This is a genomic window from Achromobacter marplatensis, from assembly GCF_002209535.1.
Lineage (GTDB): Bacteria > Pseudomonadota > Gammaproteobacteria > Burkholderiales > Burkholderiaceae_B > Achromobacter > Achromobacter marplatensis.
Genome location: NZ_NJIG01000008.1, coordinates 184,946 through 205,696, shown reverse-complemented (window position 1 = coordinate 205,696; position 20,751 = coordinate 184,946). Strand labels below are relative to the sequence as shown.

22 protein-coding genes and 1 tRNA gene are annotated in these 20,751 nt (G+C 64.1%); 9 read left to right on the top strand and 14 right to left on the bottom strand.

Features of this window, described 5'->3' with window-relative positions:
• Nucleotides 1-64 precede the first annotated feature (64 nt).
• The 3 genes from CEY09_RS20435 to CEY09_RS20425 all read left to right on the top strand — a co-directional run bounded on the left by CEY09_RS20435 (nucleotide 65) and on the right by CEY09_RS20425 (nucleotide 2,599).
• Complete coding sequence (locus CEY09_RS20435) at nucleotides 65-649, top strand: TetR/AcrR family transcriptional regulator (RefSeq protein ID WP_088590061.1); 585 nt, start codon at nucleotides 65-67, stop codon at nucleotides 647-649.
• Between the two features lie 94 nt (nucleotides 650-743).
• Nucleotides 744-2,177 carry an MFS transporter gene (locus tag CEY09_RS20430; RefSeq protein WP_088590060.1) on the top strand — a complete coding sequence of 478 codons (1,434 nt, stop codon included), beginning with the start codon at nucleotides 744-746 and terminating at the stop codon, nucleotides 2,175-2,177.
• A 113-nt stretch (nucleotides 2,178-2,290) separates the two neighbouring features.
• A complete protein-coding gene (locus tag CEY09_RS20425; protein WP_088590059.1) occupies nucleotides 2,291-2,599 on the top strand; it encodes a hypothetical protein in 309 nt (102 codons plus the stop codon).
• 7 nt (nucleotides 2,600-2,606) lie between these two features.
• Here the strand turns inward: CEY09_RS20425 and CEY09_RS20420 are convergent, their stop codons facing one another.
• The gene (locus CEY09_RS20420; RefSeq protein ID WP_035213355.1) at nucleotides 2,607-2,864 is read right to left on the bottom strand and encodes a hypothetical protein; all 258 of its coding nucleotides are present in this window, start codon (nucleotides 2,862-2,864) and stop codon (nucleotides 2,607-2,609) included.
• Nucleotides 2,865-3,027: 163 nt separating this feature from the next.
• Nucleotides 3,028-4,668, bottom strand: a complete 1,641-nt coding sequence (locus tag CEY09_RS20415; protein ID WP_167390121.1) for a PqiB family protein — start codon at nucleotides 4,666-4,668, stop codon at nucleotides 3,028-3,030.
• A gap of 173 nt (nucleotides 4,669-4,841) precedes the next feature.
• On the opposite strand from CEY09_RS20415, the gene CEY09_RS20410 reads away from it, so the two are divergent.
• The gene (locus CEY09_RS20410; RefSeq protein WP_088590128.1) at nucleotides 4,842-5,336 is read left to right on the top strand and encodes a GNAT family N-acetyltransferase; all 495 of its coding nucleotides are present in this window, start codon (nucleotides 4,842-4,844) and stop codon (nucleotides 5,334-5,336) included.
• Here CEY09_RS20410 and CEY09_RS20405 read toward each other — a convergent pair.
• The 3 genes from CEY09_RS20405 to CEY09_RS20395 all read right to left on the bottom strand — a co-directional run bounded on the left by CEY09_RS20405 (nucleotide 5,333) and on the right by CEY09_RS20395 (nucleotide 7,225).
• Nucleotides 5,333-5,641: a carbohydrate isomerase gene (locus CEY09_RS20405; protein WP_088590057.1), complete on the bottom strand. Its 309-nt coding sequence runs from the start codon at nucleotides 5,639-5,641 to the stop codon at nucleotides 5,333-5,335. The genes CEY09_RS20410 and CEY09_RS20405 overlap by 4 nt on opposite strands.
• Nucleotides 5,642-5,707: 66 nt before the next feature.
• Nucleotides 5,708-6,565 (bottom strand): 3-deoxy-8-phosphooctulonate synthase, encoded by an 858-nt coding sequence (gene kdsA, locus CEY09_RS20400; RefSeq protein WP_006225332.1) that lies wholly within the window; start codon nucleotides 6,563-6,565, stop codon nucleotides 5,708-5,710.
• Between the two features lie 96 nt (nucleotides 6,566-6,661).
• On the bottom strand, nucleotides 6,662-7,225 hold the full coding sequence (locus tag CEY09_RS20395) for a cytochrome b (RefSeq protein WP_088590056.1): 564 nt from the start codon (nucleotides 7,223-7,225) through the stop codon (nucleotides 6,662-6,664).
• A gap of 165 nt (nucleotides 7,226-7,390) precedes the next feature.
• Here CEY09_RS20395 and CEY09_RS20390 point away from each other — a divergent pair, with 165 nt between their 5' ends.
• Nucleotides 7,391-8,608, top strand: coding sequence for a DUF1444 domain-containing protein (locus tag CEY09_RS20390; protein ID WP_088590055.1), 1,218 nt, complete (start codon nucleotides 7,391-7,393; stop codon nucleotides 8,606-8,608).
• 11 nt (nucleotides 8,609-8,619) lie between these two features.
• On the opposite strand, the gene aqpZ is transcribed toward CEY09_RS20390, so the two are convergent.
• Nucleotides 8,620-9,333, bottom strand: coding sequence for an aquaporin Z (gene aqpZ, locus CEY09_RS20385; RefSeq protein WP_088590054.1), 714 nt, complete (start codon nucleotides 9,331-9,333; stop codon nucleotides 8,620-8,622).
• A gap of 160 nt (nucleotides 9,334-9,493) precedes the next feature.
• Between aqpZ and CEY09_RS20380 the strand changes: the two genes are divergently transcribed.
• On the top strand, nucleotides 9,494-9,994 hold the full coding sequence (locus CEY09_RS20380; protein ID WP_377785550.1) for a LysE family translocator: 501 nt from the start codon (nucleotides 9,494-9,496) through the stop codon (nucleotides 9,992-9,994).
• A gap of 15 nt (nucleotides 9,995-10,009) precedes the next feature.
• Here CEY09_RS20380 and CEY09_RS20375 read toward each other — a convergent pair whose 3' ends face one another.
• The 6 genes from CEY09_RS20375 to CEY09_RS20350 form a co-directional block, all read right to left on the bottom strand.
• The gene (locus CEY09_RS20375) at nucleotides 10,010-10,402 is read right to left on the bottom strand and encodes a VOC family protein (protein WP_088590053.1); all 393 of its coding nucleotides are present in this window, start codon (nucleotides 10,400-10,402) and stop codon (nucleotides 10,010-10,012) included.
• Between the two features lie 164 nt (nucleotides 10,403-10,566).
• Complete coding sequence (locus CEY09_RS20370) at nucleotides 10,567-11,151, bottom strand: glycerol-3-phosphate responsive antiterminator (protein WP_006225339.1); 585 nt, start codon at nucleotides 11,149-11,151, stop codon at nucleotides 10,567-10,569.
• A 2-nt stretch (nucleotides 11,152-11,153) separates the two neighbouring features.
• Nucleotides 11,154-12,710 carry an FAD-binding oxidoreductase gene (locus tag CEY09_RS20365; protein ID WP_088590052.1) on the bottom strand — a complete coding sequence of 519 codons (1,557 nt, stop codon included), beginning with the start codon at nucleotides 12,708-12,710 and terminating at the stop codon, nucleotides 11,154-11,156.
• Nucleotides 12,707-14,386 (bottom strand): glycerol-3-phosphate dehydrogenase/oxidase, encoded by a 1,680-nt coding sequence (locus CEY09_RS20360; RefSeq protein WP_088590051.1) that lies wholly within the window; start codon nucleotides 14,384-14,386, stop codon nucleotides 12,707-12,709. The genes CEY09_RS20365 and CEY09_RS20360 overlap by 4 nt, the downstream gene beginning before the upstream one ends.
• A complete protein-coding gene (locus CEY09_RS20355; protein WP_088590050.1) occupies nucleotides 14,383-15,924 on the bottom strand; it encodes an FGGY family carbohydrate kinase in 1,542 nt (513 codons plus the stop codon). Before CEY09_RS20355 ends, CEY09_RS20360 begins: the two co-directional genes overlap by 4 nt.
• Nucleotides 15,921-17,378 carry an MFS transporter gene (locus CEY09_RS20350; protein WP_088590049.1) on the bottom strand — a complete coding sequence of 486 codons (1,458 nt, stop codon included), beginning with the start codon at nucleotides 17,376-17,378 and terminating at the stop codon, nucleotides 15,921-15,923. The genes CEY09_RS20355 and CEY09_RS20350 overlap by 4 nt, the downstream gene beginning before the upstream one ends.
• 411 nt (nucleotides 17,379-17,789) lie before the next feature.
• On the opposite strand from CEY09_RS20350, the gene CEY09_RS20345 reads away from it, so the two are divergent.
• Both CEY09_RS20345 and CEY09_RS20340 read left to right on the top strand, forming a co-directional pair.
• Nucleotides 17,790-18,026: a hypothetical protein gene (locus tag CEY09_RS20345; RefSeq protein WP_006225344.1), complete on the top strand. Its 237-nt coding sequence runs from the start codon at nucleotides 17,790-17,792 to the stop codon at nucleotides 18,024-18,026.
• Between the two features lie 94 nt (nucleotides 18,027-18,120).
• A complete protein-coding gene (locus CEY09_RS20340) occupies nucleotides 18,121-18,492 on the top strand; it encodes a hypothetical protein (protein ID WP_088590048.1) in 372 nt (123 codons plus the stop codon).
• Nucleotides 18,493-18,520: 28 nt separating this feature from the next.
• Here the strand turns inward: CEY09_RS20340 and CEY09_RS20335 are convergent, their stop codons facing one another.
• Both CEY09_RS20335 and CEY09_RS20330 read right to left on the bottom strand, forming a co-directional pair.
• Nucleotides 18,521-18,970 (bottom strand): hypothetical protein, encoded by a 450-nt coding sequence (locus tag CEY09_RS20335; protein WP_088590047.1) that lies wholly within the window; start codon nucleotides 18,968-18,970, stop codon nucleotides 18,521-18,523.
• 441 nt (nucleotides 18,971-19,411) lie between these two features.
• A tRNA-Leu gene (locus CEY09_RS20330) sits at nucleotides 19,412-19,498 on the bottom strand.
• Between the two features lie 47 nt (nucleotides 19,499-19,545).
• Here CEY09_RS20330 and dapC point away from each other — a divergent pair.
• A complete protein-coding gene (dapC, locus tag CEY09_RS20325) occupies nucleotides 19,546-20,742 on the top strand; it encodes a succinyldiaminopimelate transaminase (protein ID WP_167390120.1) in 1,197 nt (398 codons plus the stop codon).
• Nucleotides 20,743-20,751: the final 9 nt, after the last annotated feature.

Below are 20,751 nucleotides of genomic sequence, written 5' to 3'. Positions count from 1 at the left end.
GATCGTATTCACATACATTGCGTATGTCAATTAACATACGCGCCGTATGTCACTGGAGAATTGCATGTCGCGTTCCCGCGCCGAGATGATCGAGGCCACTCGGACCAAACTGCTGGCCACCGCCCGGCACGCCTTTCAGCACACGGGCTACGCCGCCACGTCGATGGACGATCTGACCGCAGCCGCGGGGCTGACGCGAGGGGCTTTGTATCACCATTTCGGTGACAAAAAGGGCCTACTGGCGGCCGTGGTTGAACAAATCGACGACGAAATGGACGAACGGCTCAATGTGGTGTCGGCGCAGGCGGCAGCCCCCTGGGACGCCTTGCGCGGACGCTGCCGCGCGTACCTGCATATGGCGACCGAACCCGACGTCCGGCGTATCGTGCTGCAGGACGCGCGGGCGGTGCTGGGCCCGGCTTCCGAGGCCGCCCAGCAACAATGCGTCGCGTCGCTGGCCGGGCTGCTGCAGAGCCTGATGGCGGCGAACATCATCGAAGACGCCGATCCGCACGCGCTGGCGCGGCTAATCAATGGCAGCCTGGCCGACGCCGCGTTCTGGATTGCCGATGCGCCGGTGGGGGCTCCCCGCCTTGAGCAGGCCTTGCATGCGCTGGACCTGCTGCTGCGCGGCTTGCGGCGGCTCTAGGACACTCACTGCAGGACAGGCCTTCGATTGTGCATCGGCTGCAATGCACGTATTATCAAAGGATAAACTTGTTTAAATAATCCTGGAGACTGTTGTGGCCGTCAGCACCACCCCTGATTCAAACGCTTCCTGGGCCGACCTGTTGCATGGCGCCAACGCCCTGCGCTCCATCGCCCTGGCAGGCGGCGTGGCGCTGCACGCCATCAATGTCTATATCGTGACCACTATCCTGCCCAGCGTCATCCAGGACATCGGGGGGCTGGAGTACTACGCCTGGAACACGACACTGTTCGTCGTGACCTCCATCATCGGATCGGCGCTATCGGCCAAATTGATCGAAACGTTGGGTCCGCGCGCGGCGTACCTGGTAGCCGTCGCCATCTTCACCGCCGGCGCCGTCGTCTGTGCTCTGGCGCCCAGCATGCCGGTGTTGCTGGCCGGCCGCAGCGTCCAGGGGCTGGGCGGCGGCATTCTCTTTGCGCTCAGCTATGCGCTGATCCGGCTGGTGTTCGATGCGCCCCTCTGGTCGCGCGCCATGGCGCTGGTGTCGGGCATGTGGGGCGTGGCCACTTTGTGCGGTCCGGCGATCGGCGGCATCTTCGCCCAGACCGGCCATTGGCGGCTGGCGTTCTGGGCCTTGTTGCCTGTGGCCGCCGCACTGGCTTTGATCGTGACGTTCAAGGTTGGCGGCCGGGCTTCGGTGCCCCCTGCCCCGCCTTCGTCCTTGCCCCTGGGCACGCTTGCGCTGCTGGTGACGTCCGTGCTGTCCATCACGCTGGCCAGCCTGTCGACGGATTTGGGCTGGAACCTGGCGGGCATCGCTGGCGGCCTGGCGATCGCCACCCTGATCGCCCGAGCGGATTCACGCGCCAAGAAGCGCTTGCTGCCGACAGGCGCGTATTCGATACGCGCACCGCTGGGTGCGTTGTATGCCGTGATGTGCCTGGTGGTGGCCGCCATTACGACCGAGATCTTCGTGCCCTACTTCCTGCAGGTCATCCATCGCCTGTCACCGCTGACCGCAGGCTACATGACGGCCGCGATGGCGGCGGGCTGGACACTTGCCGCGATGCCGAGTTCGACGCGCACGGGGGCCGCCGCCGATCGCCTGGTACGCCTGAGCCCCGTCGTGATCCTGGCTTCGCTGATCGGCCTGGCCATCCTGACGCCGCAGACGGCGGTGCTGTCATCCGTGCCAGGCCTGGCGGCCTATATCGTCGCGCTGGCAGGCGTGGGATTCGGCATCGGGCTGGCATGGCCGCATTTGCTGACCCGGATCTTCAACGCCGCGCCCAAGGGCGAGGAAACGCTGACGTCGTCCTCGATCACCACCGTGCAACTGTACGCATCGGCAGTGACGGCCGCGCTGGCGGGGGTGGTCACCAACAGCGCGGGATTGGCCGACCCAGGCGGTGTCGAAGGTGCGCAGCACGCGGCACGCTGGCTGTTTGCCACCTTCGCCGTCGCGCCCGCGCTGGCCTGGCTGCTGCTTGCACGGGTCACGAGAGCGAACGCCGCAATGCATTGAACCCGCGCGGTATCGACGAATCTTGGACCATCGGGCCTGAAATCCACCAAACGCGGTATGGAACGTCACACGGGTCTTTGTTACGCTGACGACACCTGAACAAGGTGACGTCCATGAGCAACAAGATCCGACTGCTTTGCGTTCAACCTTCCTCGCTTTCTGCGCGTTTCGCCTTCATGGCGATCGCCTTGCGATGGTCGATGGGAGCCACGCCACGGCCCTCCCGCCTGATGATCGGGCCGCACGAACTGGAACCGGTCGGCACGGAATCGGCCTTCTGGCAGTTTGCGCTACGCCATGCGCTACTTGGCCAGTCCTTCCTGGTGACGCGCGGCAGCCACTGGGATGTGGCCGCCTCGGTGGACGGCGACGAGGTCCGCGCGTTCGGCCGCAAGTTCACCCTCAGCCAGTGCTTGTACTGACGGGCGGCTAGACGCCGAATTCGCGCTTGCGATGGAATGCGGCCAGCTCCTCGGCCGTCCAGCGTTGCCGCGCTTCTTCCTGACAGCACGTACGAAAGACAAGGGCTCCGACTTCAAGGAAGCGCGTCACGTCGGCGTCCGATAGTTTGGCCTGTACCTGCAACAGGCAATCCGCATAGGCCGAGAGTATGCCGTCCCAGCCGTCGACCTTGCCCGGCGCAACGGGCTGCGAGATCATGCGCACCATCATTTCACTATGGTCCATGCGATTGCCCCCCCTCTGATACCGTGCCGGCGCCCTCTTGCAGCAGCCGGTCGCATGGAGCTTGCAGCAAGTGCCGTACCCGCGCCATGTGCCGCGCCCGCCCGTCTGCCGCACGCAGGCCGTCGCCGGCGTGGCGGTAAGGGCAAGCCCTGCAATGAAGAAACTACTTCCGGGCGGGCGTATCCGCCGCCCTTCCCCGCAGCAACGCATCGGGATGCGCCTGGAGGTAATCCGACAGCTCCCGCAGCGATCTGGCAGCCCTGCCCAGTTCGCGCAACGCGACGTCCGCGTTCTGCGGCAACACGGCATCCGGCGCCAGCAATCCGCCCACGGCCGCCAGGGACCGATTGGCCTGCCGCAGCAAGGCCTGCGCCTCGGGCGCCAGCTTCGTGTCCATTCGCCTGACCAGGCTGGAGGCTGCGCGCAATGCCCCGCTCAGCTCGGTCCCGATCGCGTCGAACGGCACGCGGTCAAGCTTCGTGAGGATGCTGTTGACCTGTTGCTGCAATTGATCCAGGTTGTTCGGCACGGTGGGAATGAAGGGCTCGTCCTCCATCTTGAACGTGACCGGCTTGGCGTCCGGGAATTCGACCATCGCCACGTACAGCTGGCCGGTCAGCAGGTTGCCGATGCGCAACTGCGCGCGTGTGCCGCGTTCGATCATCGCCGCCAACAGTTTTCCGCTGGGGTGCTGCAAGTCGCTTCCGGCGTATTCCCTGATCTTGCCGAAGGTCTGCCCGCCCAGGCGTTCGGGATACAGCGTGGCGGACGCCACCGCGTAGAACTGCTGAGTGGTCCGGTCGAAATCCAGGTTGATCGCCGTCACGTTGCCGATCGTCACGCCATACGCATCAATGGGCGCGCCAACGACCAGGCCGCGCACGGACTGGTCGAATCGCATGCGGATGCGCAGCGGAATACCGTCGGGCTGGGCGCGGGCCGCTTCTTCGTTCTGGTAGATGACAAACGACGCATCGGCGGCCGCCGCCTGGTGGCTGCGCTGCTCCTGCGTGTCAAACGCCACGCCGCCGATGATCACCGACAACAGGGATTGCGACCGCATCTGCAACCCGCGGGCGTCCACGCTGAAGTCCACGCCGCTGGCATTCCAGAAGCGCGTGCCTTCATTGACATAGGCATCGTTGGGGGCGTCGATGAACACCTGCACGTCCACGCCCTCTCCGCCCTTGGACAAGCGGTATCCCACCACCTGGCCCACAGCGATGCGGCGGTAGTACACCGGCGACCCGATATCGAGCGACCCCAGATCCTTCGCCTGCAGCGTGAAGCGCTTGCCAGCGCGGTCCTGCGCCACCTCAGGCGGCACTTCCAACCCGGTAAATTCATACCGGCTCTTCGGACTTGCGCCGTCCTTGCCACGGCTTCCCGCCGGATCCAGGCCGATATACGAACCCGACAGCAACGTGCCCAGCCCGGACACGCCACTTAGTGTCAGGCGGGGCCTGACCACCCAGAACACGGTACCGTCCTGCAGCAGGCCGTTGGCGTCCTTATCCACGCGGATGGTCACGTCCACGCCGGAACGCTGCCGATTCAGGGCGACGCGCTCGACGAGGCCGACGGTGACCTCCTTGTAGCGAACCTGGGTTTTGCCGGCCTCCAGCCCTTCGGCGGTCTGGAAATGGATGACGGCTGTGGGACCCGCGCTCAGCCAGACCTGCAACACCAGCAGCAATCCGCCCACCGCCGCAACGATGGGCACGAGCCAGATCCAGGAAAGTCGCCGCCGCTTGCGCGGCAGGCCGGATGGCGTTTGACCAGCGGCAGAACCAGACTCAGCCATAGAGGGCAACCCCTTTGTGTACACGTCCGGACGCGAGGGCGGATTCCTACGCTAGCGTCGCGCCGCAGGCCAACCGGCGCAAGTGGGGGGATTCCCGGTGACCCACCTTCCACCCTGCCTGCAAATCCGCGCATTAGCGGGTAGCATGGCCGTCCCATTTGGAGGAAGTCAACGTGAATATCACCATCCGCCCCGCCACCCCTTCGGATGCGGCCCAAATCTACGCTTTCATCACCGAACTGGCCGTCTACGAGCGCGCCGCGCACGAAGTGATCGCCAGCGCCGACGACGTCGCCCGCACCTTGTTCGCCCCCCAGGCCCCCGCCAAGGCCCTGATGTGCCTCGTGGACGGAAAGGCGATCGGTTACGCCGTCTATTTCTACAGCTATTCGACCTGGCTGGGCAAGAACGGTATCTATCTGGAAGATTTGTACATCACGCCCGAGCATCGCGGTATCGGGGCGGGACGCGACCTGCTTCGCCATCTGGCGCAGGAAGCCGTCGCCAACGGCTGCGGCCGGCTGGAATGGAGCGTGCTGGATTGGAACAAGCCCGCGATTGATTTCTACCGGTCCATCGGCGCGCTGCCAATGGATGAATGGGTGCGCTACCGTCTGGCCGACGAGGCGCTGCGCGGCTTTGCCGAAGGCCGCCGCGCCGCCGCCTAGAACTCGGGCAGATCGAACAGCGTGTGCAGCGTGGAGCTGGGGACCGGCACGGACGCCAGGTGCTCGCGTCCGTCGTCGTCGACCAGCACCCGCACTGCACGCACGGCCACGCTGGTGCCTTCTACGCTGAAGGCGGTTTCAACAGCCCCACCGTCCTTGATAACGTCGATCACTTCCGATGCCGCCGCCGTCACGGGTTCAGTGACCCAGCCGGGCACGCCGCGCTCGGCCTGGCCCCAGCGCACGTAGGTGATATGCCCGCTGACGGGTTCTTTTCGAACGGCGACGATCACATGCAAAGACATCCAGGCCTCCCTAAAGTGTGGCCTGGATCGTATAACAAGTTGACGGAGGCAGGATGACCGCCCGCGTCACGGTTCGATGTCGATGGGGGCAAAGGACTTCACCAGGTCGTCCAGCTGCTTGAGCTGGGTGAGGAACGGCTCCAGCTTGTCCAGCGGCAAGGCGCTGGGGCCGTCGCATTTGGCGTTCTTGGGGTCGGGGTGGGCTTCCAGGAACAGGCCGGCCAGACCGACCGCCATGCCGGCACGCGCCAGCTCGGCGACCTGCTCGCGGCGGCCGCCTGAAGCCGCATCCAGCGCCGAGCGCTGTTGCAAGGCGTGCGTCACGTCGAAAATCAACGGACGGTTGCCCGTCACTTTCTTCATCACGCCGAAACCCAGCATGTCGACCACCAGGTTGTCGTAACCGAAGCTGGTGCCGCGGTCGCACAGGATCAGCTTGTCGTTGCCGGCCTCGGTGAACTTCTCGACGATGTTCAGCATCTGGGTCGGGCTCAGGAACTGGGGCTTCTTGATGTTCACCACGCGCTGCGTCTTCGCCAGCGCCACCACCAGGTCCGTCTGCCGCGCCAGGAAAGCGGGCAATTGCAGGATGTCGACGACTTCGGCCACCGGCGCGGCCTGCCAGGGTTCATGCACATCGGTGATGACCGGCACGCCGAACTCTTTCTTGACCGCTTCGAAGATCTTCATCCCCTCTTCCAGCCCCGGGCCGCGGTAGGAGTGGATGGACGAGCGGTTGGCCTTGTCGAACGACGCCTTGAACACGTACGGGATGCCCAGCTTGCGGGTCACGCGCTGGTATTCCTCGCAGGCGCGCAGCGCCAGATCCAGCGATTCCAGCACATTGATGCCGCCGAACAGCACAAAGGGGCGATCGTTGGCGCAGGGGATCGACGGGGAGATAACGACTTCTGGGGCGGTCATGATGAAGGAATCCTGTAGTGATAAGGCAGGTGACAGTGCGTAATGTACAACCTGCCCCGCCCGCTTTTCACCTTCCGGCCCGTATTTCCCGGCGTCTTACCGGCTGGCAAGCATGCGGCGCAGCACGCCGTCGCGCAGGACGTAATGGTGAAACAGGGCCGCCAGCGCATGCAGCAGCGCCAGGATGATGATCGTCCAGGCCACCGTATCGTGCAGCCCGCCGATGAACCGGCGCTGCTCGTGGTCGATGGCGATCAGCGTGGGCACGTTGAACAGACCGAAGAAGGCGAACGGCTCGCCCTGGGCCCACCGGAATAGGAATCCCAGCACGATCTGCGCGGACATCAGCAGGTACAGCAGGCCGTGTACACCCGTACTAGCCACTCGCAACCAGCCGCGGGAGGCGGGCGGCAAGCGCCTGCCCTGACAAAGGCGCCAGACGATGCGCAACACGAAGACCGCCGCGAACGCCAGGCCGAATGAGATGTGCAGCGATTGCAGCAAGCGGCGTGTCGGCGTTCCGCGCGGCAGGAAGCTCCAGGTCTCGGCCAGTGCAAACAGGCCGACGACCAGGAAGGCCGTCAGCCAATGGAACACGATCGTGGTGCGGTCGTAGTGCGCCGCATCCGGATGGGCGGCGAGTAAAGGGGACGTCGTCATCGGCAGCGCTCTTGGGCAGGCAACAGCCCGCAAGGGTAGGGACATCCGACTTACGGCGTCCTGAGCGACAGGCTTTATCGCTGGACGCGATGAGGTTCCCTGGCCACAATGATCCGTTGCGGACCGGCCGTCGCGCCGCCCGGCACTTGAAACAAAGGTGGGCTCATGGGTTTTTTCGATTCTCTCTTCCGGCGCAAGCCCTCGCCGGACCAGTTCGCCAAGCTGTTCGTCGCCGCGGCGCGGCGCGAAGGCTTCTCAAACGCGCTGACCTACAAGGCGGATGAATTCCGCCTGCTGCTGGGCGAAGGCTCGTACTTCAACCTGCACAACGCCTACCACGCGTATTGCAACACCCGCGGGGCGGAACAGAAGCGGGCCTTGCAGGGCTTCGTGTCGGCCCTGTCCAGCAGCACGCAGGGCACGCCGCAACAGGCCTCCGTCGCCCGGCCGATGCTCAGGGCCGTCATCCGCGGCCGCAGCGCGCTGGAGGACGTGCGCCTGCACCACGTCCGCACCGAGGGCAACGACTCGGCCTTCCACCCCGCCTTCCGACCCTTTGGCGACGATTGCGTCGTTCTGCTGGCACTGGACCATCCCGATGCCATCTCCACCCTGACCAACGGCCCCGAGGCCGCATGGGGATTGACGTTCGAAGAGGCGCTGGCGATCGCCATCGACAACCTGCGCGACGCTCCCGACCATTTTTCCGAATTGGCGCCGGGCGTCTACCGCGGCGGCTGGGCGGACGGCTATGACATCAGCCGCGCGCTGCTGCCCGACATGCTGGAGCGCGTACCCGTGCGCGGCCGCCCCGTGTTCATGATGCCCACCCGCGACGTGCTGCTTGTCACGGGGGACAACGACGACGACGGACTGGTCGCCATGGTGGAATTCTGTCTGCAGGCGTTGCAGCACGGGCGGGTGGTCAGCGCGCACATGTACCACTATGAAGACCGCGAACCCTTGCGCTATCAGCCCTCCAGTCCCGCGCTGGCGCACCGCCTGGCGCATCTGGCCCGCCTGCTGGACAAGTCGGAATACGACGCCCAGAAAGAGGCGCTGGACCATATCCACGAAGAACAGGGCATGGATATCTTCGTCGCCAACTACAACCTGTTCACCCAGGAGGATGACCCCGCCACCTCGTTCTCGCTGGCGTCATGGACGCGCGGCGTGGACACGTCGCTGCCCAAGGTCGATCGCCTGGCGCTGGTCCGCCCGGATGCCGAAGACGAGATCGGCGAAGTCCGGGTCGTGTCATGGGAGCAGGCGGCGCACCTGCTGGAACCCCTGCTGGCGCGGGAAGCCGGATACCCCGTCAGGTACCGCACGCAAGGATTTCCGGCAGACGCTCTGCTGGCGCAGTTGAACGAAGTGACTTAGGTGTTGGTCGGCTAGCCCCGCTCTGCCGCCGGATTGCTGACCAGTCGATAGGCGATGGCGCCGATGATGGCGCCGGCGATCGGCGCAACCCAGAACAGCCACAACTGCTCTATCGCCCAACCGCCCACGAACAGCGCCGGCCCGGTCGAACGTGCCGGATTCACCGACGTATTCGTGACGGGGATACTGATCAAGTGAATAAGCGTCAGCGCCAACCCGATCGGGATGGCCGCAAAGCCGGCCGGCGCGCGCTTGGACGTGGCGCCAAGGATCACGAACAGAAAGCCCGCGGTCATCACCACTTCCGTCACCAGCGCGGACGCAAGCGAGTACTTGCCCGGCGAATACGCGCCATAGCCATTTGCCGCGAAATGGCTGCCCTTGAGGTCAAAGCCCAGTTTGCCGCTGGCGATGCAGGCCAGCACGGCCGCCGCCACGATCGCCCCCAAGACCTGCGCGATCACATAGGGCAGGATGTCCTTGGCGGGGAACCGGCCGCCGGCAAAGAGGCCGACGGTAACCGCCGGGTTGAAGTGGCCGCCAGAGATATGGCCCACCGCGAACGCCATCGTCAGCACCGTCAGGCCGAATGCCAGCGCGACGCCTGCGAAGCCAATGCCCAGCTGGGGAAATCCGGCCGCGAGCACCGCGGCGCCGCACCCGCCCAGCACCAGCCAGAACGTGCCGAAAAATTCTGCGCCGCAACGTTTTGGTAGCGAATACATGTCAACTCTCCGAATTCGAAAAGCCCAAGGTATCGCGCAGCGGCGATCATGACTTTAAAGAACTGAAAATCTTGACAGTTCTTGTCCGGGCCGGCGCCCGCGCCAGGGCATTGCTGACGGTAAGGCCCCCGACAAGATCCGGCGATCGTGCAAACGGCCGATGCTGAAAGGCCCGGGCATTTCGCGCTATCCTGATGTCGCCTTGAACCGCCCCCCGCAGGACATGGACGCCCCCACCCTCTTTCTCTATATCGTTGCCGTCAGTGCGGTGATGATCACGCCTGGCCCGTCGATGCTGCTGGCCTTGAACAATGGTGCTTGTCACGGCATGCGGGTCGCTCGCTGCGGCATCGCCGGCGCGGCGTTATCGGACCTGATCCTGATCGGCGCGGTGGGTTGCGGGCTGGGCGTCCTGTTCTTTTCGGCGTTCCTGCCGCAGTTCATCCAGCCTGCCGCGCCCGTGGCCCAGCAATACCTGGTGCTGGCAGTGACCAGCGCCGCCATCGACTGCGTGATGATGAGCCTTTACGCCTTCGGCGGACGCCACGCCAGGCGGACGTTTTCCGCCCGGGTAATGACGTGGATCAACCGCAGTTGCGCCGGCATGCTGGCTGCGCCGGCGCTGGGCCTGACGCTTTACCGGCGCAGCGACCTGCGCTGAGTCCGCGAAGGCGGATCAGCCCTGTACCGGAGTGCACAACTCCACAAGCGTGCCGTCCGGGCAGCGCAGATACGACACGACCTGCCCCCACGGCTTGGCCACCGGTGCGCTCAGTTCCGTGGCGCCCGCCGCGACGGCTTGCGCATGCGCTGCGGCCACATCTTCCGTCACGAAAGCGACTTCCATGCCCAGCGGTTTAGGGGACGACGAGGCTTCGACATGCCCGCCGTCGAAATTCATATCGCCCAGCGCATGCGCGGCGAACGACAGCGTGGTCTCGCCCGTGTCGAGTTCGCCATAGGTTTGAGATTCATGCAGAAAGCGGCGGGAAAAGCCGAACGCGCGTTCGAAGAATGTCAGGGATGCCGCGACATCGGGCACATAGATGATGGTGTATCCGAATTTCATGATCAGCCTTAGCAAGTAAAACCGGCCCGGCCGTGCGATTTAGCGGCGGGAGGAACCCTTGATTTGATCAGAATGCTGGATATATATCCAGCGCAATGATCCAACCGTTCTCCCGGTCAGATCATTGGCACTGAGGAGCGGATTTGGCTCGCAGCGGGATGGCATCAGCCCTTGAGCTGCCGCGGGTCCAGGCTCCACAAGGCATGGTCGCTGGTTGATACGCCCACCGCGCCGTGCTTCATCGCGATACCGATGTCCGTCTGATTGCAGACGAACCCCGACGCCACAATGGGAGGCAGGGCCTTCAGGTCCTGCTCCGCCATGTGCGTGAGCATCGGCGCCGGCATCAGCTGGACCAGATTGGGGTCGCTCTGCTCCAGCGCCTTGACGCTGCGCGGCCAGGTCGAGCGGTCGGTCACGAACACCTTCTGCATCGTGACCATGCCCGCCCGGTTGGCGCGCTGGATGGTGGCCACGCGGGTGGACACCAGGCTGGCCACGCCGATATCGGCCAGGTACTCCACGCCGCCCTTGTCTTGCGACAGGCCTTCGCAGCTGTCTATGTTGACGATCGCGAACTTGCCCGCCCGGTTCAGCGCCGCGATCACGGGCGCCAGCTTGCGCAACTCGACGTTGGCGACGATGCCGATCTCGGCCACGCTGCCCACGAAGGTATTGATCTGCTCAAGCCCGTACATCGTCGCGATGACGGGATGGCGCGCCAGACATGCCCCGAATGACCTATCCATGGTTATCGATCTTCCTGACCGTAAAAGCGCGCATCGCTCAATCCCAGCTTGCCGGGGTTAAGGATGTTCTGCGGATCCAGCGTGCGCTTGATCGTGCGCAGCACGTCGAACGCGCCGCCCAGCGATTCCTGCATGTACGGCGCGCGCAACAGGCCCACCCCGTGATGGTGGCTGAGCGCGGCATTATATTTAATCAGCACGGCATTGGCCGCATCCCAGGCCGCGCGATACCACTGCGCGCGCCGCTCCACCTCGACCTCGCCGCGCAACGAAAAATACAGGCAGGCCCCGTCGACATAGGCATGCGACTGATGCGCGGAACCCGCCAGCGTGCCCGGCACCGCGTTGACCGCGGCCACCACTTCGGCGTAGATGCCCGGCAGGTCGCTCCAGCGGCCCGCCATTTCCAGCGTGTCGGCCACAAATCCCGGGCTGCGCTTGAAGCCTTCGGCGCTCTTGCCGGTCAGGTAGCGGGTTTCCAGCCAGCGTTCGAAGACCGCGTCCCCATCCAGCTTCTCGCCCAGTTCCTCGCATACGCCCTGGCTGATCTCTATGACGGCGTCCACGATCTGGCGCGCCCCTTCGTCGGCCACCAGCAGCACGTTCAGGTCGGGCCGGTTGAACTGCACGCCGCTTTCCAGTTCGTCATACAGCCGCAGCGCCGCCGGGTTGGCGCCGCGCTGCATGATTTCGCGGCACGCCTCCAGGCCGATGGCGAACGTCTTGAAGCCATAGGCAATGGCGCGGCCGTAGTCCGGCAGCCGATGCAGTTTCAGGCGCAAACGCACGATCACGCCCAGCGTACCTTCGGATCCGATGAAGACCTGCTGCAGGTCGGCGCCCACCGCCGCGCGGGAATAGCCGCCTACGCTGATCAGGCTGCCGTCGGCCAGCACTACATCCATGCCGAAGACCATGTCTTCGATCTTGCCGTAGCGCGTGGACAACTGGCCCGCCCCCCGGCACGCCGCCCAGCCGCCCACGGTGCTGATGCCGAACGACGATGGCCAGTGGCCCATGGTCAAGCCGTACTCGTTCTGGATCGTCTCTTCGAACACGTCGCCGAACATGCCCGCCTCCACCTCGACGATCTGGCTTTCGCGGTCCACGCCGATCAGCTTGTTCAGCTGGCAGACGTCCAGCACGATGCCCCCGCGCACGGGCAAGGCGGCGCCGGTGACGTTGCTGCGGCCCGCCGACACGGTGACGGGGATGGCGTCCGCGTTGGCGATGCGCATCACCGCCTGCACCTGCTCCACCGAAGACACCCTGACGATCACCGCCTGCGGCGTGGCAGGTTTGCCACCCGTTTCCGACATCATCGACCCCGCCCACCAATCGCGGGTCCAGGCGACGACATCGGTGGTGTCGGTCAGCACCTCGTCGGCCACGTGGCGCAACGCGTCGATCTGCCCCGCCGACACGCGCACCGGATCGCGCTGCAACCCGGGTTCCGAGCCGGTCTGGGCCAATGCGGCGGCATAGGCCGGCGGCGTGTGCGCGCCAACGACGTAGTTGCCACGGTTGTAGCCGCGCTTGATGGCTTCTTTGCTGATCATTCCTTGTCTCCCATGAGTACGGATTTTTCGTGCTGGATCGCAGCCAGGTAGTCGTTGACCTGCTGCGTGATAACGGTGGGCGCCAAGCCCAATTCGGATTGCAGGATCTGTCCCACACGCGCCGCGGCCAAGGCGGATGCGTCGCGCGCCATCAGGCGGGCGCGCATCCTGCGCGACAGCACGTCCTCGACCGTGCCGGCCAATTCATGGCGCACGGCGTACAGGACTTCGGCCTCGGTGTACGGCAAGCCCTGGACGATGGGCGTCTGCAGCGCCGGCGCGGCCTGCATCAAGTCGCTGACAAAGCGCGCCTCGGTGCCATACCGCTCGCCCAGATGCGCCGACATGCCGCCCGAGGCCACAATCGCCTGCGGGTCGTAGCCCGCCGCGCCCAACAGATAGGCTTTCTTCGTCTGGCACGGATTGCGCTGGCCGATGACCTGCTGCGCGGCGTCGATCGTCTGTTCGGCCATGTGACGCGACGTGGTCAGCTTGCCGCCCACGATCGTGACCAGACCGTCCGGGGCCACGCGGATTTCATGATTGCGCTTCATCTCCAGCGTCTTGCCGCCGGGAGGCCCGACCAGCGGCCGGCAGCCCGCGATGCTGCCCACGACGTCCTCCGCCTGCAGATCGGTCTTCAAGGCCGAGCGTGCGCCTTCCAGCAGGAAGTCCAGCTCGCGGCGCGTGCAGTACACGTCGTCCAGATCGCCTTCGTAGTCTTCATCCGTCGTGCCCAGATACGACACATTGCCCCAGCGCGTGATGGTGGCGCGGCGGCTGCGGCCCGGCACCGGGATGGTGACGGTGCAGTCGTTGCGCACCTTCAGCCAGGGCACCGCCACGTGCACCCCTTTGGCGGGACGCACGTGCAACGCCGACGCATCACCCCGCTTCGCGCCGCTCCAATCCCGCAACCAGACGCCGGTGGCCATGATGACCACGCCGGCGCGCGCGCGGATCTCTTGCTGGCCCGCCTGCACGATCACGCCGTCGACCTTGCCCTGCGCATTGCGCGTCACCTCGATCGCCTTGGCGTGATTGATGACCGTCGCGCCATGGAAGGCGGCCGTACGCGCAACGGCGAGCGTCAGCCGAGCGTCGTCCACGCGCGCATCGAAGTACAGGAATCCGCCCAGCAGCCCTTCTTCCTTGAAGGTCGGGCAATGCGACAGCACTTCCGCGGCAGTCAATTTCTGATGCAGGATGCCTTCGCGCCAGCCGCCTGCCATGTCGTACGTCCACAGCAGGCTTTCAAAGGCCTTGGCCAGGCGCTTGTCGAACACCCCGTCGCGCTCCAGGATCGGAAACAGGAACGGCAGGCGCTGCACCAGATGCCGCGCATTGCGGCGCAAGCGTTGGCGTTCGTGCAAGGAATGCCGCACCAGCCCCAGGTTGCCCTGTTCGATGTAGCGCAGCCCGCCATGCACCATCTTCGACGACTTCGAAGACGTGCCCGATGCGAAATCGTCCTTCTCGACGACGGCCACGCGGTACCCGCGCAAGCTGGCGTCCAACGCCGCATACGCGCCGGTAATGCCGCCGCCCACGATAAGCATGTCGTACTGCTCACTGCCCAACCTGTCCAATTGCTCTTGCCGCATCAGACGTAATGGCTCGGTGTTCGTCATATCGGCCCGGTCCTTCCTGGGCTTTCTGGATAGCCAACCGATCATTTGTGCAACGCCTCCTCTTTTTCCTGCTTGAACTGCCTGACGTGGCCCAATTCCGAGCCCACGCGGGCGTGCCACAATGCCCGGCGCCGCGCGCGTTCTGCCGCATCGATGGCTGGCTGGAACACCGCATCGGTCGCAATGGTCTTGCAGGCAGCATGCAGCGACGGCCACAACAGCCCGGACGAACCCGCCAGATAGGCAATGCCGCGCAGGCTGGCCCGGTCGGATTCCTGCATGCGGCGGATCGGGATGCCGATCAAATCAGCCTGGATCTGCAGCAAGGGATCGCTGCAAGACAAGCCGCCACCTACCACCAGTTCGGACACCCGCACGCCCGACACGGCTTCATCTGCCTCGATGCAGCTGGTGACCGAGTGCGCGATGCCTTCCAGAATGGCGTAGGCGACTTCGGCCTGCGTCGTCGCCATCGATACGCCGGTCAACGAGGCGCGCGCGGCCGCTTCCATCTGGGGCACGCGCAAGCCCGTCAGGGCAGGCACGAACGTCACCCCCTGCGATGCCTGCACCGTCGCCGCCAGCGCACTGATCTCGCGCGCATCCGCAAACCACTTCAGCTTTTCGCAGACCCAGTTCAACGCGGACCCCGTCGTCGCCACAAAGGTCTCGACGGCAAAGTGCGACACGCCGTCCTGGCGCCGGGCCGTCATGGTCAGCGAACCTTCGGACAGCCCCGAGTTCACGGGCGGCTCGGGGCCGATGATCAAGTCCACAAAGCTGCCTGTTCCGTGCACGCACATCGCCTGTCCGCGGTCCAGGCAGCCCAGGCCGATGGCGCCGGCGTGCTGGTCGCCCGCGGAAGCCAGGATCGGCACCTCGATGCCCAATACCTCGGGACGCGTCCGGCCGAAGTCGTCCGCGTCCTGGCGCAAGGCGGGCAAGAGCTCGAACGGGAAGTCCAGCTCTTGCACCCATTCCAGGTAATAGCGGTGATCCGCCAGCACATAGGCCCCGGACGAGGTGGCGTTGGTCGGTGTTGTGACCACCTCGCGGCGCTGCGAGAAATGCCACAGCAGCCAGCTATCCACCGTGCCGAACGCCAGACGCTTCTCGCGCCAGGCCTGCCCGACCTGCGGCGTATCGCGCAGATGGCGGGCCGCCCACAGATACAGCGACCGTACCCCTACGGGACGGCCCACGCGGTCCAGCAACCGCGCGTCCCAGTCGGGCGCCAATTGATCCAGCTCGTCGACGAACCGGGTGTCCTGCCAGACCATGGCCGGCACCAGCGCAGCGCCCGTCCGCGTGTCCCATAGAACGGCGGTGGCGCGCTGCGTCGCCAGCGCCAGCGCGGCGATCTGCTGCCCCGCCCGCTGCGCCTGGGCGATGGTGGCGCGGCAGACGCTGATCGTCTTTTCCAGGATCTCGTTGGCGTCCTGCTCGACCACGCCGGGCCGGGGCGTCTCGACGTGCAGCGTCTGATATTCCAGGCACGACACGTGACCGTCGGCGGACACGGTGGCTGCCCGCGTGCCGGACGTGCCCTCATCAATGGCCAGAATCACAGGGTTGTTTGTCATCGTGAGGCTTTCCCAATGGCGGGGTCCAGGCTAGCCAGCGCGCCGTCGTCCTTGAATTGGGGCGCGCCGGTCTCGGTATCGGGGTTGATGGTGGTGCGGGTGGGGTCCCACTTGATCACGAAGCAGATGATGCTGGCGATGAGGGGCACGACCGACAGGATCAAAAAGGTCTTTTCCAGCCCGTAGTTCTCGCGAAAGATCGGAAACACCAGCAGGCCCACCGCAGCGCCGGTGGAACCCAGCGCCCCGATGATGCCGTTGGCGCCGGCGCGCAGTTCGCTGCGGAAAGACAGCGACGACAGGCTCTTGCCGTTGGCTCCCGGGCCGCCGGAGTGGAACAGGATGAAAAGCGACGGCAGCGCCACCGCCAGCCACAACGGCATCTGCCCGTGGAAGGTGCCCAGGATGAGCAGGATCACGAACACCATCGCGAAGCCGAACGCCGAGGCGCGGCGCAATCCCAGCTTGCGTCCGATGTACGGCGACAGGAAGCCGCCAAAGATGCCGAAGATGTTGAACACCAGCGCACCGATGGTGGCGTAGATGAAGTCCTTGCCGAACAAGGCCGCGCTGATCAGCGGCAGATACCAGCCCACGGCGAAGTACTGGATCGACTGGCCGATCTGCACCGTGGCGGCCAGGATCGTGCGCGGCAAGTACACGCCACGGAAGATCAGCAGCACGTTGGCCAGGCCCCGCTTAGCCTGGTTGACGACCGGCACGCGTTCGGCCGGCGGCGCGGCGACAAAGGCCTGCCCGTAGATGCGCGTCATGGCCTTGGCCGCCTGCTCGACCCGTTCCTTGCGGGCCAGCCAGATCGGGCTTTCGACCATGTAGCTCAGCTGCAGCACCAGAATGACCAGCGCGAAAATCGCCGTGGCCGCAACGGAATAGCGCCAGATCGAATCGCCCACATCCCACGAAAAGAACAGCATCGCCAACAGCAGGTTCGTGCAGACGGCCGTGTACCACATGCCCTGCCAGGTGTTCAGGCGGCTCTTGAATTTGACGGGGGTGAACTCGGCCAGAACGGCCATCGCGATGGCGAAGTCGATCCCGTAGGCCGCACCCACGAAGAAGCGGCCCACCAGAATGACTTCGAAACTGGGCGCGAACATCACCAGCCCCGCGCCAATCACGGCCAGGAACTTGGCGATGATCAAGGGACGGATGCGCCCCCAACGATCCGCCATCCAGCCGCCGATGGGATTGAAGGCAATGGCCACCCAAGAAGCAAACGAGGTCATCAACGCGACCTGGCCCGCTTTCAGGCCCAAGTCGCGCGTCATCGGGCCCAGGCCCGCGCTTAACGCCGAATTCGCAAACGCATCCAGGAACAGTCCGCCCAGCGCCAGCCACCAGATGAGGCCGGCCCGGCCAGCAATGCCGGGGCGTGAATCGATAAAAGCGATGACATCGTCGATGCCACGTATTTTCACGGTCGATGATTGCACAGTCGTCTCCTCTTGGAATTATTTCTGTAAGAGGTCGACGCAATCTGCACGCGATAAAAGACCACCTTACAGATGGTCTTTTATCTAAATCTGTGCGGTGACTTTATGGGTTGCGCGATGGGGTGTCAAGCAGGTTTGGCATCAGGACAAACCCTGTTCCGCGACAATTTTCGCCTGCTGAAAAAAGTATCCAAAGTCGCTGGAAAGTATATGGAAAACGTAATTCTTATACGTTTTTATCTTTATTTTTCAACGACTTGCATTAAATACACAAGCTGGCACACTACGGCCGATTCCAAGAAACGCTCGACATTGCCGGCGCCGCATTTACGCGCCGCGCATTCGCACATTTACGCAAACCCGCAAAGAGGCGATCACCCGATCACACAACCCGACTGAAAAGGAATTCAGATGCGCTTAATCACCGATCAAGAACTCGGCAACATGTCGACCGAAAACAAACGCCGCCGCCACACGGAGTTGGACAAAAAACTGGCGGTCGCGGCAGAACGCGGCTGGTCGTGCATGCATCGCATTGAAGCCAGCCGCGCAAAAGTGCACGCCGCGATCTTGATGGATGTGCAATTGGGACGCGATGTGGAACCCCGGACCGAGAAGCGGCGCGATCGCGTCAAGGTGAAGAACTGATCAGACGGTCGGCCTGAGGCGAATCAGGGCTTGTCGCTTTCGGAGGGTTCTGGATAAATTCCATGTTGCCCGCCAACACGGAAAAAACCTGCCCATGACGATTGTTGTACATACCCCGAACGCCAAAGGCCTCTGGATGACGATCCAGAATAATCTGAAGCGCACCGATGACGCCGCCGCAAGAGGCGTCAGCGCGTGGCGCAAGGACGATACCGGCCGGGCAGTCAAGATCTATCATGCCCCACCCGCGGGCGGCCTGGACGAACGGGCTTATTTCGTGGGCACGGTACGCACCGGCCAACTTCTTTTGCTGGACCTGCTGCCGGGCACCGAGCCGCTGAACTGGACCCGCTTCGGGTTGCTGCATGGCCACCTGGTGGGCATGCTGATGACGGAATACGAACGCGAAATCATGTCGCTGAACGTATTCCCGAACCGCCCGGCGCCGGAGGCCGAAGGCGGGTAGTCGGGAAAGGCGGTGAGCTTGAAATTGCTCAGGCGCCCATCAGAATCCCCAGGCGGCTATTCCAGGTATCGCCATACCCTTTACCGGCCACGGGGATATTGATCAGCGGTCGCTTTAGGTCGCTAGTGGAAAAGGCGAAATGGACATTCTTGAACGCGAGCCCGCCGTTGCCTGAAACCTCGGTCCATTTCAATTGCCATTGCCGAATATAAGAAAAATCGAGCACCTCGCCCGGATCATTCTTCCCCGACACCATGCAGAGCTTTTGCGTTTGGGGATCAAATGCAATGACGACCTTTTTGTCCTTATCGCTAAGAATCAATTCGCTATCGACACTGTCTTCGGGGAAGGACGTGCCAAGTCGCTGGTTGTGTTCGCGAAACTTCGCCAACAATGCGTTATGCCGCTTCTTTTGGCGATGAATTGCCCAGGCAATCAGGGCAACGATGGTTACGACGATGGAGATGAAATCAAACATGGCGCGGTTTTCCGGTGGCTTATGCAAGCTGTATCGGCATTAACGGCAACCGGGGCGGAAACTTGAGCGGGCCGTCGCATTGAGTCAGGCACGCGCGCGCACCGCAATACTTGTGCAGGTCGGTAAAACGGGTGGGGAAGGTGTGCAGGAACTCTCCGTGCTGTATTGTCGGCGCTGTATTTTTGCAACGCTTGTCGACCGCATACAGGCCACGGGCCCGTGGTGCGATATCGATGATCTCTGCATCGCGACGGGCGGACCGTACTTGGGCTGTTCGGCGGGCGGAGCCTGAGGCGGCGCCTCGGAGAGGACCTGGTTTGGGGCGGGGATGGGGCTGGAGACCGCGAATTCTTGTTTTCTGGCAGTCAGCCAAACGCCCACTTTCCCGCTAAACCGTTGATTTGAAAGCCCCATTACAGGGGTCAACGGATCTCAGTTGTATGGTGCGAAGGAGGGGACTCGAACCCCTACACCTGTTACGGCGTCAGGACCTAAACCTGGTGCGTCTACCAATTTCGCCACCTTCGCTAAAGGTCAAGCCCGCTATTGTAGCTTGCTTGTTAAAATCTTGCGTCATGAATCCGCGCCTCGATGCTTTACACCCCTACCCGTTCGAAAAACTGCGGGCGTTGCTGGCTTCCGCCAGCACGCAGCCGGACGGCCTGACGCCCATCAATCTGTCGATCGGCGAGCCCAAGCACGCCGCGCCGGAACGTATCGCGCAGGCAATCCGCGACCACATGGGCGGCCTGTCCGTGTACCCGTCCACCAAGGGCGACCTGGCGCTGCGCCAGGCGATTTCGGGCTGGCTGGCCCGCCGCTACAGCATCCCCGCCCCCGATGCCGACACGCAGGTGCTGCCGGCGCTGGGGTCGCGCGAAGCGCTGTTCGCCTTTACGCAGACGGTGATCGACCCGTCGGCGGGTTCGGTGGTCATCTGCCCCAACCCGTTCTATCAGATCTATGAAGGCGCCACGCTGCTGGCGGGCGCCACGCCCTACTTCGTCAACGCCGATCCGCTGCGCAATTTTTCCAGCGACTGGAGCCACGTGCCCGACGAGGTCTGGAAAAAGACGCGGCTCGTGTTCGTGTGCTCGCCCGGCAACCCGGCCGGCAACGTCATGGCGCTGGACGAATGGGAGACGCTCTTCAAGCTGTCCGACCGCTACGGCTTCGTCATCGCGTCTGACGAGTGCTATTCCGAGATCTACCTGGACGAAGGCAACCCGCCCCTGGGCAGCCTGCAGGCGGCGCGCCGCCTGGGCCGGGACGACTACCGCAACCTGGTGGCGTTCTCCAGCCTGTCCAAGCGGTCCAACGTGCCTGGCCTGCGGTCGGGTTTCGTGGCGGGCGACGCGGCGCTGATTGGCCGCTTCCTGCTGTATCGCACGTATCATGGCAGTGCGATGAGCCCGCTGGTTTCCGCAGCCAGCGTCGCTGCCTGGTCGGACGAGGCGCACGTGAAGGACAACCGGCGCCTGTACCGCGAAAAGTTCGACGCGGTCGTGCCCATTCTTGAAAACGTGCTGGACGTGTCGCGCCCGCAAGCCTCGTTCTACCTCTGGGCGGCCACGCCGGGAGCGGATACGGCGTTTGTCCGCGACCTTTACGGCCGTACCGGTGTTACCGTTCTGCCGGGCAGTTTCCTGGCGCGGGAAGCGCATGGCGTGAATCCCGGCCACGGCCGCATCCGTATTGCGTTGGTGGCGCCTTTGGCTGACTGCGTGCAGGCAGCCGAGCGCATCGCCCATTTTGTACATACTTCTGTTTGATCAACCTTT

Coding starts and splice junctions, on each gene's coding strand:
- CEY09_RS20370 (WP_006225339.1), bottom strand. CDS start 11,151: ATGGATAGGTCATTCGGGGCATGTCTGGCGCGCCATCCCGTCATCGCG.
- CEY09_RS20355 (WP_088590050.1), bottom strand. CDS start 15,924: ATGACAAACAACCCTGTGATTCTGGCCATTGATGAGGGCACGTCCGGC.
- kdsA (WP_006225332.1), bottom strand. CDS start 6,565: ATGACCGCCCCAGAAGTCGTTATCTCCCCGTCGATCCCCTGCGCCAAC.
- CEY09_RS20435 (WP_088590061.1), top strand. CDS start 65: ATGTCGCGTTCCCGCGCCGAGATGATCGAGGCCACTCGGACCAAACTG.
- CEY09_RS20375 (WP_088590053.1), bottom strand. CDS start 10,402: ATGAAATTCGGATACACCATCATCTATGTGCCCGATGTCGCGGCATCC.
- CEY09_RS20365 (WP_088590052.1), bottom strand. CDS start 12,710: ATGATCAGCAAAGAAGCCATCAAGCGCGGCTACAACCGTGGCAACTAC.
- aqpZ (WP_088590054.1), bottom strand. CDS start 9,333: ATGTATTCGCTACCAAAACGTTGCGGCGCAGAATTTTTCGGCACGTTC.
- CEY09_RS20380 (WP_377785550.1), top strand. CDS start 9,494: ATGCTGAAAGGCCCGGGCATTTCGCGCTATCCTGATGTCGCCTTGAAC.
- CEY09_RS20395 (WP_088590056.1), bottom strand. CDS start 7,225: ATGACGACGTCCCCTTTACTCGCCGCCCATCCGGATGCGGCGCACTAC.
- CEY09_RS20420 (WP_035213355.1), bottom strand. CDS start 2,864: ATGGACCATAGTGAAATGATGGTGCGCATGATCTCGCAGCCCGTTGCG.
- CEY09_RS20360 (WP_088590051.1), bottom strand. CDS start 14,386: ATGATCGGTTGGCTATCCAGAAAGCCCAGGAAGGACCGGGCCGATATG.
- CEY09_RS20405 (WP_088590057.1), bottom strand. CDS start 5,641: ATGTCTTTGCATGTGATCGTCGCCGTTCGAAAAGAACCCGTCAGCGGG.
- dapC (WP_167390120.1), top strand. CDS start 19,546: ATGAATCCGCGCCTCGATGCTTTACACCCCTACCCGTTCGAAAAACTG.
- CEY09_RS20335 (WP_088590047.1), bottom strand. CDS start 18,970: ATGTTTGATTTCATCTCCATCGTCGTAACCATCGTTGCCCTGATTGCC.
- CEY09_RS20425 (WP_088590059.1), top strand. CDS start 2,291: ATGAGCAACAAGATCCGACTGCTTTGCGTTCAACCTTCCTCGCTTTCT.
- CEY09_RS20345 (WP_006225344.1), top strand. CDS start 17,790: ATGCGCTTAATCACCGATCAAGAACTCGGCAACATGTCGACCGAAAAC.
- CEY09_RS20340 (WP_088590048.1), top strand. CDS start 18,121: ATGACGATTGTTGTACATACCCCGAACGCCAAAGGCCTCTGGATGACG.
- CEY09_RS20390 (WP_088590055.1), top strand. CDS start 7,391: ATGGGTTTTTTCGATTCTCTCTTCCGGCGCAAGCCCTCGCCGGACCAG.
- CEY09_RS20415 (WP_167390121.1), bottom strand. CDS start 4,668: ATGGCTGAGTCTGGTTCTGCCGCTGGTCAAACGCCATCCGGCCTGCCG.